At 60.8% G+C, this 13,706-nt stretch carries 15 protein-coding genes; 4 read left to right on the top strand and 11 right to left on the bottom strand.

Going from position 1 to position 13,706, the window contains the following annotated elements; translation table 11 throughout:
* Positions 1-4: 4 nt before the first annotated feature.
* Genes KBX18_RS01525 through KBX18_RS01515 form a run of 3 tightly spaced genes read right to left on the bottom strand, consistent with a single transcriptional unit; the run spans position 5 to position 2,168 of the window.
* Positions 5-490: a YdcF family protein gene (locus KBX18_RS01525; RefSeq protein WP_255994547.1), complete on the bottom strand. Its 486-nt coding sequence runs from the start codon at positions 488-490 to the stop codon at positions 5-7.
* Positions 483-986, bottom strand: a complete 504-nt coding sequence (gene purE, locus KBX18_RS01520) for a 5-(carboxyamino)imidazole ribonucleotide mutase (protein WP_255994546.1) — start codon at positions 984-986, stop codon at positions 483-485. The genes KBX18_RS01525 and purE overlap by 8 nt, the downstream gene beginning before the upstream one ends.
* Positions 987-2,168 (bottom strand): 5-(carboxyamino)imidazole ribonucleotide synthase, encoded by a 1,182-nt coding sequence (locus KBX18_RS01515; protein ID WP_040423401.1) that lies wholly within the window; start codon positions 2,166-2,168, stop codon positions 987-989.
* A 247-nt stretch (positions 2,169-2,415) separates the two neighbouring features.
* Between KBX18_RS01515 and budA the strand changes: the two genes are divergently transcribed.
* Together budA and KBX18_RS01505 are read left to right on the top strand one after the other, a co-directional pair.
* Positions 2,416-3,141 (top strand): acetolactate decarboxylase, encoded by a 726-nt coding sequence (budA, locus tag KBX18_RS01510; protein ID WP_255994545.1) that lies wholly within the window; start codon positions 2,416-2,418, stop codon positions 3,139-3,141.
* 197 nt (positions 3,142-3,338) lie between these two features.
* Entirely contained in the window at positions 3,339-4,145 is an 807-nt protein-coding gene (locus KBX18_RS01505; protein ID WP_255994544.1) for a hypothetical protein, read from the top strand.
* Here the strand turns inward: KBX18_RS01505 and KBX18_RS01500 are convergent.
* Together KBX18_RS01500 and KBX18_RS01495 are read right to left on the bottom strand one after the other, a co-directional pair.
* Positions 4,142-4,579 (bottom strand): hypothetical protein, encoded by a 438-nt coding sequence (locus KBX18_RS01500; RefSeq protein WP_255994543.1) that lies wholly within the window; start codon positions 4,577-4,579, stop codon positions 4,142-4,144. The two genes, KBX18_RS01505 and KBX18_RS01500, sit on opposite strands and share 4 nt — an antisense overlap.
* Positions 4,580-4,589: 10 nt before the next feature.
* Complete coding sequence (locus tag KBX18_RS01495) at positions 4,590-5,321, bottom strand: biotin--[acetyl-CoA-carboxylase] ligase (protein ID WP_255994542.1); 732 nt, start codon at positions 5,319-5,321, stop codon at positions 4,590-4,592.
* 158 nt (positions 5,322-5,479) lie between these two features.
* On the opposite strand from KBX18_RS01495, the gene KBX18_RS01490 reads away from it, so the two are divergent.
* The gene (locus KBX18_RS01490) at positions 5,480-5,914 is read left to right on the top strand and encodes a DUF488 family protein (RefSeq protein WP_005286164.1); all 435 of its coding nucleotides are present in this window, start codon (positions 5,480-5,482) and stop codon (positions 5,912-5,914) included.
* A 23-nt stretch (positions 5,915-5,937) separates the two neighbouring features.
* Here the strand turns inward: KBX18_RS01490 and KBX18_RS01485 are convergent, their stop codons facing one another.
* Both KBX18_RS01485 and arsB read right to left on the bottom strand, forming a co-directional pair.
* A complete protein-coding gene (locus KBX18_RS01485) occupies positions 5,938-6,357 on the bottom strand; it encodes a low molecular weight phosphatase family protein (RefSeq protein WP_040423403.1) in 420 nt (139 codons plus the stop codon).
* Between the two features lie 12 nt (positions 6,358-6,369).
* Positions 6,370-7,491 carry an ACR3 family arsenite efflux transporter gene (gene arsB / locus KBX18_RS01480; RefSeq protein WP_255994541.1) on the bottom strand — a complete coding sequence of 374 codons (1,122 nt, stop codon included), beginning with the start codon at positions 7,489-7,491 and terminating at the stop codon, positions 6,370-6,372.
* 81 nt (positions 7,492-7,572) lie between these two features.
* On the opposite strand from arsB, the gene KBX18_RS01475 reads away from it, so the two are divergent.
* Complete coding sequence (locus KBX18_RS01475; RefSeq protein ID WP_255994540.1) at positions 7,573-7,914, top strand: helix-turn-helix transcriptional regulator; 342 nt, start codon at positions 7,573-7,575, stop codon at positions 7,912-7,914.
* Positions 7,915-7,980: 66 nt separating this feature from the next.
* On the opposite strand, the gene KBX18_RS01470 is transcribed toward KBX18_RS01475, so the two are convergent.
* The 4 genes from KBX18_RS01470 to KBX18_RS01455 all read right to left on the bottom strand — a co-directional run bounded on the left by KBX18_RS01470 (position 7,981) and on the right by KBX18_RS01455 (position 13,703).
* The gene (locus KBX18_RS01470) at positions 7,981-8,271 is read right to left on the bottom strand and encodes a hypothetical protein (protein WP_255994539.1); all 291 of its coding nucleotides are present in this window, start codon (positions 8,269-8,271) and stop codon (positions 7,981-7,983) included.
* A 7-nt stretch (positions 8,272-8,278) separates the two neighbouring features.
* Positions 8,279-8,677, bottom strand: coding sequence for a hypothetical protein (locus tag KBX18_RS01465; RefSeq protein ID WP_255994538.1), 399 nt, complete (start codon positions 8,675-8,677; stop codon positions 8,279-8,281).
* A 135-nt stretch (positions 8,678-8,812) separates the two neighbouring features.
* Positions 8,813-11,251 (bottom strand): DUF262 domain-containing protein, encoded by a 2,439-nt coding sequence (locus KBX18_RS01460; RefSeq protein WP_255994537.1) that lies wholly within the window; start codon positions 11,249-11,251, stop codon positions 8,813-8,815.
* A 70-nt stretch (positions 11,252-11,321) separates the two neighbouring features.
* On the bottom strand, positions 11,322-13,703 hold the full coding sequence (locus KBX18_RS01455) for a 3'-5' exonuclease (protein ID WP_255994536.1): 2,382 nt from the start codon (positions 13,701-13,703) through the stop codon (positions 11,322-11,324).
* Positions 13,704-13,706 lie beyond the last annotated feature (3 nt).

Genomic DNA, 13,706 nt, shown 5'->3' with positions numbered 1-13,706 from the left:
CCGGCTAGCGCCCGTAGCGGCGCCGCACGTACTTGCGCCACACCACCCGCGCCGCCGAGTGCGGCGTGGCCACAATCTCGCGGGCGTAGTTCTTCAACCGGGGCTTTCCCGGCGTCGGCGCAGCCACCACTGTCACGGGCACCTCGAGGTGCGCCGCCCACACGCGTACCCGGGCGACGTGGAACCCGTTGGTGACCACGATCAGCCGCCGCGCGTCCGGGAACAGAGCCCACGACTGTTCCAGGTTCTCATTGGTGGAGGTGGCGAAAGGCTCTTCGATGATGTCGCGGGCATCGACACCGTTGTCGGCCAGCCACGCAGCCATGACGGCAGCCTCCCCATGACCGGATACGACGACGGGCCGCCGGCCGTGTGACGCGACGTACTCGGTAGCTGTGCGGAGGCGAGCTTCGAGCATGCGGGAGGGGCGGCCGTCGATAATGCGGGCGCCAAGTACGACTAACGGGTCGCGGCCCGAGGTGTTACTCACCGCCGAGGAGACGCTCGCGCAGGGCCTGGTCTTTGCGCTCGACGTCCTTGGCCATGTTCTCCTGGTAGTCGACCATTTTGCGCTGCACCGCCGGGTCGGTTGCACCAAGGATGCGCGCAGCGAGCAGGCCGGCGTTCTTCGCCCCACCGATGGAGACAGTCGCCACGGGCACACCACCGGGCATCTGCACGATAGACAGCAGCGAGTCGAGACCGTCCAGGTCCGCCAGAGCGCGCGGGATGCCGATGACCGGCAGCGGCGTCGCGGCCGCCACCATGCCCGGCAGGTGCGCTGCCCCGCCCGCGCAGGCAATGATGACCTGCAGGCCACGGGTGTGCGCATCCTTGGCGTAGGCGAGCATGCGCTCTGGGGTGCGGTGGGCGGAGACGACACCCACCTCGAACGGGATTTCAAACTCCGCGAGGACCTCCGCCGCCGGGGCGACAGTGTCCCAGTCAGAGTCGGACCCCATGATGATGCCTACTTGCGGTTCCATCTACGCTCCTGTTCCCTTCACGATAATCTCCGCGGCCGCCTTCGCCGTCTCCAGCACAGTATCCAGGTCGTGGCCCGCGACGTTGACGTGCCCCATCTTGCGCCCCGGGCGGTAGCCCTTGCCGTAGAGGTGCACTTTCGCCTCCGGGTAGCGGCGCATGACTTCTGCAACGCGCTCCTCCATCGGCTGGGTTGGCTCGGTCTCCCCGCCGAGAGTGTTCACCATGACGGTGAACGGCGCGGTCATCTCCACCGAACCGAGTGGCCAGTCCAGCACTGCGCGCAGGTGCTGCTCGAACTGGCTGGTCACGCAGCCGTTCTGCGTCCAGTGGCCAGTGTTATGCGGACGCATGGCCAGCTCGTTGACGATCACCTCGTCACCGTCGGCGAACAGCTCCACGGCCAGCACGCCGGTCACGCCGAGCTCTTCGGCCACGTTCATCGCTAGCTCTTGGCAGTAGGTGGCCATCTCCGGCGCCATGTTCGGCGCAGGCGCGATCGCTTCCACACAAATGCCGTCGCGTTGGCGGGATTCCACGACCGGCCACGCCCGGATCTCGCCGGACGGGGTGCGCGCGACCATGGCGGAGAGTTCGCGGTCAAAGTCGATCTTGCGCTCCGCGTACAGCGGGGTGCCGTCTGCCAAAAGCTTATCGACGAGCTCACCCGCCCCCTCCCGCGACTTCGGGAACCACACACCGTGGCCGTCGTACCCACCGCGGGTGGCCTTGAGGCACATCGCGCCTTCGACCGAGTCGAAGAAGGTCTCCGCATCCTCGACGCTCTCAATGGCGGCGAACTCCGGGACTGGCGCCCCGATCTCTGCCATCTTGCGGCGCTGTTCCAGCTTGTCTTGGGCGTAAATGAGTGCCTGGGGTTGCGGCTGCACGCTCACCCCGGAGGCAATGAGCTCATTCAAGAATTCATTAGGAACATGCTCGTGGTCAAAGGTAGCGGCGGCGGCGCCGGAGCAGACTCTTTTGACGTCGTCAAGCACTGTGTAATCGCCGATGACCACGTCGCCGAAAACCTGCGCGGCGGACGCGTCGGCGGAGCTGGCGAGCACCCGGGGTTTCAGGCCCAGCTCAATAGCTTCGGTGTGCATCATCCGGGCAAGCTGGCCATCGCCGATCACGGCGAGAATGGGCATTCCCTGGGGGTCTCTGTTCGCTGCGTCACTCACGCTTGTCCACTCTAGTGAGCCTGCCCGCCCGACGAGCGCTGGACCTGCTTTCGGTATGCCATTCAGGGCGGCGTAGGCCCCATCCCGAACTCAGTCCCATGCGCCACAGCAGCCACAACTAGGCGCGCGGGACACAATGCCATCTATGTGACAGGAGTGACTCAGTTCGGGATGGGTCCTACGCAGTTCCATGGCGCAGTCCGGCACCCCTCGCCCCCAACCGCCTCGCATGGCTACCATCGGGCCTATGACCACGATTGGCCGCCACACGATTTTCCAAAACTCCCTCATGTCCGCGCTGCTCGACGGCATCTATGATGGCGAACTCACCATCGGCGACATGCTGTCGCGGGGCAACTTCGGCCTGGGCACCTTCGACGCCCTCGACGGGGAGATGATCATCCTGGACGGCACGTGCTACCAGCTGCGCGGCGACGGCTCCGCCACCATCGCCGACCTTGACCAGAAGAGCCCGTTCGGGCAAGTGACCAACTTCGTGCCGAAGATCGTCGCCGACGCACCGAAGGGGATGCGCCGCAGCGAGCTATCCGCATTCATCGACGAGCTGCAGCCGTCCGGGAATTACCTGCACGCTGTGCGCATTACCGGCAGCTTCGACACCGTGACCACCCGCACCGTGACCAAGCAGGAGAAGCCCTACCCGCCGATGCAGGACGCCGTTGCCGACGACAAAGAAATCAAGTTTGAAAACGTCTGCGGCATCATCGGCGGCTTCCGCACCCCCGGCTACGCGAAGGGCATTGGTGTGCCGGGCTGCCACGTGCACTTCATCGATGAGGACCGGACCACCGGCGGCCACGTGCTGGACTACACCGTTCACGAGGCCGTAATTGAGCTCTGCCCCGGCACCGACATTGAGCTCCACCTGCCGCTGACAGCTGACTTCGCGGCGGGCAACCTCTCGCCTGAGGATCTAGACCAGCAGATCCACGACACTGAGGTGAAAAGCTAAAACAGCTGCCGGTGGGAGCGGAAATAAGTGAAGGGATCCCTTCCGATGCTTCGGTTCTAGGACCGGTATTCGGACGTGACCCCTTCGGCTGGAGCTATCCAAAGGGCCAATACGGCCCCTGTGCTCTCTCAACATAAGATAATAGATCGGTAGTCGAGGAAAATCAAGAGACGCATCGGTTCGAAGGGGGAAATCGGATGCACGGCAGTGAGCACGGCAAGCTAGTTCTGAGCGCGCTTAGTGAAGAGCGCACTGCGAAGTATTTGGCTCAGACGGGAAACAACGCTGATCGGGCTTTGAGTTTGTACAAGTGGGATTCGAGACTACCTGCCGCGATGTGGAGTTTGATTTCGCTTTTCGAGGTCGTTTTAAGGAACAAGCTTTGCGATGCAATTGATGCTTGGAGCGATTCAGTCACTCCCCCTAGCAATAAGCAGTGGGTCAAGGAGCCGAAGGACAATGTTCGTGAGCCGCTTTCCAAAGTGAGCGCGTCCATTGCTAACTCAGCTAAAGGCAAGGCAGCGAAAGCCAAGGAGCTACGCGATAGTGGTGAAGGCCTAATTGGAGGGCAACATCCCCGCATGGGGGAGCCAATTACGCGGGATGACCTGATTGCTCAGGTGACCCTGACTCAGTGGAAGGAAAACTTCTTCTACCGCTCCCCCGAAACGCAGCCGGACGGGGAAGTCAAGTTCTTTCCGGATGAGACTCGATACAACGATCTCACAAGGGTCTACGAGGCCATTACTGAGCCGGCGCTTTCTGCGGGCCCCAGACCGATTGATCCCGATCGAGCAAGTTTCTTGATGCACCGGATCAACTTGCTTAGGAACCGGATCGGCCACCAAGAGTCCCTAATTGACATTGACTGCGGTAGATTGCGAAAGGAAATCTTTGAACTTCTCAATTGTCTTGATCCGGCCGTGCTCGAGCACTACTCTTCCAACGACCCGATCCCCGGAATCTTGAGGGACGACCCAAGGAAAAGGAGAGCTTCCAGCTAGAGCAACTGCCGGCGGATGAGCTCCTCCACCCGTTTGGTGCGCCCCACGTTGGGGAAGTAGACCGGCTGCCCGTAGCCGAACACGCCGATGCTCATTCCTCCGCGGTAGCGCCGGGCACCGCGGATCTGCGCCAGCGGGATCGACTCGGTCCGGCCGCGGCCGATGTAGAGGACACGCTTGTTAGTCACCACGAAGCGTTGCCGGCGCGAGCGCACAAGCGGAAACACAAACCGCCACAGAGCGAGCACCGCCCACACCGCCACGGCGCCGTTGCGGAAAGCTACATCCACCCCGTTGACGTCCATCCATCCGATGGCCATCCACGACAGGGCGGTGATGACGATCAGCTCGAGGAAGGGGAACACCAGCGTCGTCATCGGCGGCGCCATGTCCGCCAGGACGACTTCTCCCCTACCGAGCTTGATCTTGGACACGTCAGGGAGTTTAGTTGGCGGGCCGCAGGTGAGTCACGTCGCCAGTGGAGTAACTCACCCCATCCACGACAACTTCGCCATGCTTATCGATGTCGTCGACGACCCCCTCCACGTCGCCCTGCACCGTCGACAAGCGAACGCGTTGGCCGATGCTGGCCGAGACTGCCCTGTAATCGTCGAGGATCGCCGCGTCGCGGTCTTGCCACTGCGTGAGGCGCTCGCCGAGCGCGCGCAGCAGGTCGATGACAAATGAGTCCCACTCAATAGTGATGCCTTCGAGGTTGAGCGCCGTGGACCAGTCCGTGGGCAGATCCTCCGCACGCCACGCGATGTTGAGGCCAAGGCCCATGACCAGCATGGTGTTGTCGCCGTTTACGTCGATCTCTCCGAGGATGCCACAGAACTTCTTGCCGTTCAGCAGGACATCGTTGGGCCACTTGAGCTGGGCGTTCGGGATGATATCCGTCACGGCCAGGCCGGTGGCTAGGCTGGCGAGGCCGACATCCTCGGCGTGCTTCAGTTCCACCGCGACCGACATGAGCAGGCTCGCTCCCGCCGGCGCCTCCCATACCCGGCCGAGCCGGCCCTTGCCGCCCGTCTGCCGGTCCGCGATGAGCACGTGGCCCGGCTCCCCCGACGCCAGCAGCTCTGTATTCGTCGAGGATGCTGTCTCCACATGGCGCACGTCGCTCCAGTACTCGGCGACCTCGGATTCAATGCGGGCAATGTCCTGAACTGTCATGGGGTCCAGAGTATCGGGACATCGAGGTAACGCGCGCAGCATCACCACCGCACCCAGGAAGTTCAACGGCAATAGACGCTCCGCCGACTCCGCACTGCGGAGTTCCTGCGGTTTTGCACCCGCTCCGCAACCCCGCCGCTGGACTTACACTGGGCGCCATGTCGGACATGAAGCTGTTCACTGTCGGTTATTCGAAAAAGAGCGCCGAGGAGTTCTTCGACTTGTTGCGCGACAACGGCGTGAAGCGGGTGGTGGACATCCGCCGGCACAACACGAACCAGCTCGCTGGCTTCACCAAACAGGACGACCTCGCGTGGTTCCTCGATGTCATTGTGGGCATCGACTACGAGCACGTCTTGGAGCTCGCCCCGAGTGAGGAGCTCATGCACGCCTACCGCAAGGAGGGTCTGCCTTTCGACGAGTTCGCCGAGAAGCTCCGCAAGCAATTCGACGACCGCAAGATGCCCACCAAGGCGACGTTCGACTGTGCGGCGCTGCTGTGCTCGGAGGCGGACCCGTCCACATGCCACCGACTCGTTGCGGCGGAATACCTGGCGGAGAAATGGTCCGGGGTGGAAGTCATCCACCTATAGCGGACCGCTGACGGGCAGCTCCGTCACTCGCCGAGCACGTCAGCAATCAGCCCACGCACCTTCGCGTCGATGTCGTCGCGGACCAGCCGCATTCGCTCCATGCCCTCAATTCCGCGTGTCGACGGCTCATCCGTCACCCACCGCTCCATCGTCCCGCGGGCATCATCGGGCAGGTCCAGCTGCGCTTCCTCACCGATGACCACAACACGGTCTGCAGTGCGGAGGATCTCCGGGTCAACCGCCTTCGGGTGCCCGTCGGACATGTCCGCGCCGACCTCTTCCAGCGAGGCGGCAGATTCCGCGTTGATCGACGTTCCGGGTTCGGTGCCGGCCGAGTGGATTTCAAGCCGCTTCCCCGCGTGCTTTTCCGCGAGAGCAGCAGCCATTTGGGATTTCCCGCCGTTGCGGACACAGACGAACAGGATCTTGGGAGTAGGTGACATCATGCATCCTTTCTATACCGATGAACTCGCTGCCGATGCACGCGCGGGCGACTCTTGCCGCTCAGGCAGGGTCGGGTCACCCGGGAACAGCTTCGGACCGATTCCCCGCATGAGGTAGACGAGGCCGACCAGGATCGGGATTTCGATCAGCGGGCCGATCGTGCCGGCCAGCGCCTGCGCCGATTCCGCACCGAAGGTACCAATGGCCACCGCGATCGCCAGCTCGAAGTTATTGCCCGCAGCGGTGAACGCCACCGACGCCGACTGCGCGTACCCCATCCCAGATGCCTTGGACACGACAAGTGCGATGACGAACATACCGACGAAGTAGATCAGCAACGGCACTGCCACTCGCGCCACCGTCCACGGTCGGGACATGATTTGCTCCCCTTGGAGGGAAAACAGCAGCACGATGGTGTAGAGCAAGCCGACCAACGCGAGCGGAGAGATCGCCGGGAGGAATGTCTCTTCGTACCAGTCCCGGCCCTTGGCATTCTCACCGATGATCCGGGAGACAACGCCCGCGAGCAGCGGTATGCCCAAGAAGACTAAGACGGAGGTCACGATCGCCCAGAAGGAGAAGCTTGCCGACGCCGTGGGCAACCCCAGCCATGCCGGCAAGATCTGCAAGTAGAACCACCCCAGCACGCCGAACATGAGCACTTGAAAGACCGAGTTCATCGCTACCAGCACCGCAGTGGCTTCACGGTCAGCACACGAAAGATCCGACCATACAAGCACCATGGCAATGCATCGGGCAAGGCCCACGATGATCAAACCGGTGCGAAGTGCGGGCTCATCGGGCAGGAAGATCCACGCGAGGGCGAACATGACCGCAGGACCGACGGCCCAGTTGAGGACGATGGAGACCGCCATCAACCGTTTATCGGTGGCGATCTCCTTCGTCTTGTCGTACCGCACCTTGGCCAACGGCGGGTACATCATCACCAGCAGGCCCAGCGCGATCGGCAGCGAGATTCCGCCGACCTCCATGGACTGCAACGCCCTGCTCAAACCCGGGAACCAGTTGCCCAGCCCCAGTCCCAGCGCCATGGCAAGAAGGATCCAGACCGGCAGGAAGCGGTCGAGGAATGACATGCGGGCGGGTTCCCGCGCCGCGACCGGGTCAGACATATGGCACCTTTCGTATCGACGACTATCAATATGAAACCTAAAACTGTTATTGATCCCTGTCAACATGAAAGAGTAGGAATCATGGCCGCCCCGAATACCCCTCCGACAGCATCCACCTGCTGCTCCCTGAGCGCCGGGTTGCTCACCCCCGCAGACGCCGACCGCTACGCCCAGCTCTTCAAAGTGCTCGCCGACCCCGCCCGCCTGCGGCTCCTTTCCCAACTCGCCGAAGACGGCTGCGGCCCCATCAGCGTCTCCGAACTCGCCGCGCAATCCGGCCTGAGCCAGCCCACAGTCTCCCACCACCTGAAGAAGCTCACCGACGCCGGCTTGCTGACCAAAACCCGGCACGGCCGCACAGTCACGCACCAAGTTCTCCCCGGGACCTTCGCAGAACTGCGCACGGTGTTGCAGATGGATTAGCAGAAGCGTACCCAGGGTCTCTGGGAGTGGGGGCTGCTGCTTTACGACGCACGCGTCCTCATTCCACTACATCATTTGCGAAGCGCAGTTCGCGGTCCAGCCACTCGTGCCGTCGGTGAAGAAGGTCGTGCCGGTTTCGTGGATGCTCGGGTCACCGCACGAAGCGATCTGCTTGTCCATCACGTGCGGCTCTTCCTGCCCCGGAGCCTCGGTGTAGCCGATGACGGCCTCCTCCTCCGGCTGAGCGGGTGCGGTGGGGTACTTATTAGCGCTGGTGCCAGCGGATTCCTGATCATCCGTAGCTTGGACAGCGCTGAGATCAGTCGACTTTTCCTGTTCGGACGGGTCCGACAGCATCGACAGATCAAACTTCGACTTTGCGATCCCTAAAACTTTGGCTATCCCACACCTCGATGTTTTCCGGAGTGACTCCAAGTTCGACACCCTGATCGTCAGCGAACTTCTCCGTGGCGGTGAGGATGCCGCTGATTTGGACTAACTGCATGTCTTCCGGAATGTCCTCTTCGACCATCTGCTGTTTGCACTCCACCCCGAGAAGAATCTCCTCCACCTCGAACTCGCCCTGGCACTCCGCTCCGAAACAATGCACCGCGATGGTGTCCCCCACCTTCGCAAACTCGGGTTCTGAACTGTCCGTGCTGGTGACTTCAGCACTCGTTTCCTGAACAGGCTCTGAGCTATCCGAGCATCCTGCGAGGAACAGAGCGCTCGCGGCGAGAAGAACGCCGATCGTCCGTTTCATTTTTCTTCCTTTTCCACTCACGACGGCAATTTGCTCAAGACCTTAAACTGCACGCTGGACATCGCGATGCCTTGAAGCAAAAGTTCGTTCGACTGACGGAAGTCCCCAGACATGGCCGCTTGGGCATTCCACTACTCAGAAGCGGTTCAATTGCTTTACCCACTCACCCAAAGTGCCGTCGACAATCACTTGGTGGACATATCCTTGACCGACTATCGCGCCCGCCGAAAGCATCTGGGTGATAACTGCCAGAACAACCTCCTCTGACGCCTGCGACGGATCAGCCGATGCGATGAAGTCAAAAATCGGGGCATCGCCGAGAACGGCCGCCGCATTGTCTCGCACATATGGAGAGAAATCTTTGGCGAATTGCTCCCGTAGTTCTGCGGTCGACTCAACCGGCGACTTCAGAGTCGCCGCTTCGTCGAGCTCATCCTGGTACTTTGTCACTGCAGCGTAAGCGGCGGGTTGCGGTTTCTCTGCTTCCTCGATGTTCTGCGGTATCGCTTCCGCCGGAGCGACATCTCCCTTGCCTGGACGAAGGCTGAACACCAGCTCTTCTGGATCGATATCCAAGTAGTCGAACAGATTGCGCAGGAATGTCAGCTTCGTGTCAGTGTTGTTCGCGGTGAACACGATCAGAGTGTCATCCACTCGGCGCCACTCGGCCGGTGTCTCTTCCTCGGGAGCGATAATTCTCAGAGGTCCGTAATCCTTGACGTAGCCGAGGATTTCCGTTCGTCGTTCGCGCATGAGGTAAGACAGCAGCATTTCGACCATCTCGGCCCAGCTCTCCACTGTTTGGTGAATGTCACCGAACTGGAAAGCAACAATTTCACGCCCCTTGAACGACCCCTCTTCACCCATGGGCAGAGTCGGCAGCACGGTAGCTGGCGGCTCAAAGTCGGTGGTCGGCGTCTGCCAGTATTGGAGAGCTTGATCGGCAAACCGTGCCGTTCGCTCCTCAATCTGTTTCAAGCTCCACGTGTGGTTCGCCTTGAGCATGTCGTTGAGACGGTACGGAGAACTGTCGAAACCGTGGTCCATTGTCTTCTTACGCTCGAAAGACGAATTGGAATAGAAGGGGTTGTAGCCGGTCACCGTGAGGTTACCGATTCTGTGGAGCCAGGTCTGATGAACTTCTTCGGCTTCAGCTCCCAGTTCCTCTTTCCACGCGGGTGTCAGGGTCTGGGGCATGACGTGCTCCACCGTGATGTTGCCGCTTCGCAGTGCCTCGGCAATATCCCGGTGGTCATTTGAATCACCGTTCTCGAGAACATCGAAGAGGTATTCGCGCCACGCTGCACGCAGTGCGTACATGTTCTTGGCGGCGAACGCCTCCCTGAATTCAGCGTCGTTCGGGAAACGGCCGGACCCAGTGCGACGCAGCAGTGTGTACGCGAAAATGTCCGCCATCGGCTGATTGTCCGTGCGTAGTTTGGACACGTCCGAGAATGCGGTGGCGAAAATCTTGTTCAGCGAGTTCGTTGCAATGCCTACGACAAATCGTCGAGTCACAAACGACTCAATGATTTTCAGAACATCGTAGAAGTCGCGGTAGGTCGTCTCCCCGTTTTCGACGGCGCGCAAAACAGGCATCAGAAATGGAATAGTTACCGCGCCTCGGATCGGGTTCATCCGCCGCAGGAGCGCATTGACCTTGTCGTTGCCAGTCTTCGCCTGCTTGATCTTGCGGTAGTAGGAGGAGAACTCGTAGAGATCATCCAAGATCTCTTCTGTCGTCCGTCCCTTCTTTGCCACGTAGGCTTTGAATGCCTCGTAGACATCCTGCTCTTTCGGTGTTCGCGCAGTCTTTGTGGTGAGATACCAGCGAATAAAGGCATCGGTCTCGAAACTGCTGTTCTCCTCAATTGGGTTCCAGCGTTCCTCATAAAGCCGAGTTTGCTTTTCTAACTCGTGCCCCATGAGGACAAAGTTGCGGATTTTGTCCGCCTCTTTGAGTTCTAAGCCCGTTGAGTTCAACGACTCGAAGATTCGCTGCGCGTCGTCGAAATCCTCAAGATCGAGATGCATGACTTCGAGACGCCGGATCGCTTCCCACAGTTGATCTGCGGTCAAAGAAGTGCGTGCAATCCGGTCACGGAAATACTTGTAATTTGCCGTGATATTGGAGCTGCTGATGAACTCTTTTTCCGGCCCGAAAAGCCTTTTGTAGGCTTTGTCATCATCCTTCACGGGCTTCAATTTGAACTTGGTTCGTTCCTTGGACGCGCCGATACGGAGATAATCCATTTCGATTTTCTCTGCGAGCTCATCGTCCGTGGATTCAATGTCGCCGGCCCGGAGCGCATTGGCAAGCGCAAGCATCAAAAGACTTACCGTTGTTAAACGCTGCTGGCCGTCGATGACAACCCATGTCCACGACTCGGGCTTCCCCACCACTGCGCCGAAGAAGTGCTTCTTCCTATCGACAGCAACAATGTCCTCGAGATCCTGGAATAGACGCTCGCATTGCTTAAGCTGCCAGTCATAATTGCGCTGGTAAACGGGAATAAAGAGTTCCTTGTGGTTGCCGTCGAAGGCATTGAGGATAGGGTTCGTCGTGCCTTTCATGGGGCCCTCCGTCGTTTCGTGCACTCAACTAGCCACTTTAGATGGAAGAGCTGAGTCCAGCTCCTGCACTCTAGTTATCCGGCAATAGCTCCGACGGCTCCCCTGTAGCAGTTATGACCAGCTCGTCGCGGGCCCTTGAGGCCGCGACGTAGAGCAACGACCGCTCCCGTTGGAGCGCCTCACGCGCGTCTTCCTCAGAGAGGTCCTTCAGCCGGTAGCGGAGAGGCATCAGCTCCTTGCCCACCCCCATGAGGAGCACGTGGGTGAACTCCATGCCTTTGGCTCCGTGCATTGTCATGACGGAGACTTGCTCGTGTGAAGCACGTTCGGCGTTCCGGGTAGCTACTGCATCAATTCCGCTGTCAGCGAGGCCGGAGACAACGCGCGAGATCTGGCCGCGGGTGCGGCACATGACGCCGATGCGAACTTCCTTGTCGGAGTCCATCCATCGGGAGATGTAGTGATCCGCGACATCGAATTCCTGCTCGGCCGATTCGACTCGCACCAGGTATGGTTGCGGACCCGTTCGGGCGGAACGGTAACCGGCAACGGAGTCCGTTTCGCCCTCACCGTCCAGGTAGGCCAATCCCTCTTCGCCTGCGAGGATCCGCAGCGCGTACTCGAGGTTCTCTTTGGTGGTGCGGTAGTTCAGCGTCAGGCGGCTGGAGGCGCGGCCACGCGTGGAAATGCCGAAGCGCGAAAGTCGAAGCGGTTGTCCGTAGATGCGCTGGTGGGAATCCTCAGCGATGAAAATGTCGTTCGGTCCTTCGGCGACGCACGCACGCAGGAAACGCCAGTGGCCGGCGTTGAAGTCCTGGGCCTCGTCCACCACGACGTGGTCGAACAGTGAGCCCCCGCCGTTTTCGTGGCGCACGTTCAAAACCTCGGCGCCGACAGCTGACATCGTGGGCCAGAAGAGTTGGCCGTCAACGGCTTGGGTCTGCATGACGGATTGCATGATGTCCCAGATGAGCTTGCGCTGTTTGCGGTTCAGGGGCGTTCCTCGCCCGGTGCGCGCGACCTTCAGGTACTCGGCCTGGCTGGTCACACTGCCGCCAAGGACGACTCCCTCAAACTCTTGCTGCAAGAATGTCTGGTTGGCGATTGAACGCGGGAGCTCTTCGCTGGCGGATTCAACAGCTGTCTCCCACACCTGCTCCGCATCGCGTTCAAGGTAGGGGCGCACGCGGGACGCCGAGTGCCCCAGTACGCGCTTCGTCGCCACCTCCACCTCGGACGGGGATGCGAGAGTGAGCACTTGGCGCACCACGGCATCGATGTTGTCCACCCAAATGCCCTCTTCACCGGGATTAGATGCCTCAGGGAATTGAGGGTTCAGCGCGTTGAGCTGAGATTTCAGCCCTTGGGCCAATCCCTTCGTGTACGTGGTCAGCAAGACTCGTGGGGGCACCTCGCTAGCATCTTGATTGGGCACCGAGCGCCGTGCGAGATTGTTCGCGCGGTGCACCGCCACCACAGTCTTGCCGGTGCCCGCACCGCCGAACACGCGCGAAGATCCGCTCCGGGCACCCTCCGCCATGCGGCGCTGCTCCGGGTGAATGTACACGCGCCATTGGTCGAAAGATCCGGCCTCGATGACTGCGCGCAGGGAGTCAGTGTCAACGTCGTCCACGTACGCGAAGTCGAGCTCCGCGGCAGGGTGACGCAGACCCGCGAGCAAGCGTGTGTCCTCGTTGGCGGTGTCTTCGTGCGGGTCGAGCTTCTGCAGCCCGAGGGACTCCCGGACCTGCTCGACCGTGTACCCGGCTGCCAGACCAAGGAGCGCGTCGTGCTCCCAGGTCGGGCGGGAATCAAGGAGCAGCTCGAGTTCTGTTTCGGTCTCGGCCTCCCATACTGCCTCAGCAAGCGACTGCTCGATGCCGAGCTCTTCGTACAAGCGTGCCGGGGTATAACCGTGGCGTTCCATTTCGGTCCGGGGAGCGGGCTTTTGCTTATCGACGACAACCGCATCCACCCCCTTCTTCTCCGACAACTGAGCTGCCCGCTGCAGTTGTTGCTCGGCCAGCATTTTCGCCGCTTCGGCCGCAGCTTTTGCTTTGCGCTCGGACTCGGTGTCACCGGTGGCGCGATCGGAATCATCCGGTGCGACGGGTTCTTCCTGGATGAGCTGAGTGAGACCGTTGACCGGGTTGACCGTCAAGCGAAGGCGAGCAGGATCCAGCCGCTGCGCTGTCGCGTTGCCTTCATCGTGGGAGTCGACGTCCACGAGGACGAAATGGTGCGTCTCCGAATCCCTGATTTCGAAGAGCACTGCGCGGAACTGGTCGTTGACGCGGCCGGTGCGCACGCGTTTGTCCACGGCGTTGTTGAGCGTTTTGATGCGTAACGACGGGTTCGCCGGGTCTTCCGCGAGCTTCTGCAGGAAATTCATCACCGGCTTGTACAGCGCGCCGTCGAGTTTCAGGCCGCTGTAGAAGCTGAACGTCACCATCTG

This window comes from Corynebacterium sp. CCUG 69979, assembly GCF_024454095.1.
Lineage (GTDB): Bacteria > Actinomycetota > Actinomycetes > Mycobacteriales > Mycobacteriaceae > Corynebacterium > Corynebacterium genitalium.
Note: the sequence above shows the minus strand (reverse complement) of the source record. Positions and strands in the feature narration are given on the sequence as shown.

Bases quoted from the DNA above. Each gene is read 5' to 3' on its own strand.
- KBX18_RS01485 (WP_040423403.1), bottom strand. From the start codon at position 6,357: ATGTCACCTACTCCCAAGATCCTGTTCGTCTGTGTCCGCAACGGCGGG.
- KBX18_RS01470 (WP_255994539.1), bottom strand. From the start codon at position 8,271: ATGCTGTCGGACCCGTCCGAACAGGAAAAGTCGACTGATCTCAGCGCT.
- KBX18_RS01495 (WP_255994542.1), bottom strand. From the start codon at position 5,321: ATGACAGTTCAGGACATTGCCCGCATTGAATCCGAGGTCGCCGAGTAC.
- KBX18_RS01490 (WP_005286164.1), top strand. From the start codon at position 5,480: ATGTCGGACATGAAGCTGTTCACTGTCGGTTATTCGAAAAAGAGCGCC.
- arsB (WP_255994541.1), bottom strand. From the start codon at position 7,491: ATGTCTGACCCGGTCGCGGCGCGGGAACCCGCCCGCATGTCATTCCTC.
- KBX18_RS01460 (WP_255994537.1), bottom strand. From the start codon at position 11,251: ATGAAAGGCACGACGAACCCTATCCTCAATGCCTTCGACGGCAACCAC.
- KBX18_RS01465 (WP_255994538.1), bottom strand. From the start codon at position 8,677: ATGAAACGGACGATCGGCGTTCTTCTCGCCGCGAGCGCTCTGTTCCTC.
- KBX18_RS01505 (WP_255994544.1), top strand. From the start codon at position 3,339: ATGCACGGCAGTGAGCACGGCAAGCTAGTTCTGAGCGCGCTTAGTGAA.
- budA (WP_255994545.1), top strand. From the start codon at position 2,416: ATGACCACGATTGGCCGCCACACGATTTTCCAAAACTCCCTCATGTCC.
- KBX18_RS01475 (WP_255994540.1), top strand. From the start codon at position 7,573: ATGGCCGCCCCGAATACCCCTCCGACAGCATCCACCTGCTGCTCCCTG.
- KBX18_RS01455 (WP_255994536.1), bottom strand. From the start codon at position 13,703: ATGGTGACGTTCAGCTTCTACAGCGGCCTGAAACTCGACGGCGCGCTG.
- purE (WP_255994546.1), bottom strand. From the start codon at position 986: ATGGAACCGCAAGTAGGCATCATCATGGGGTCCGACTCTGACTGGGAC.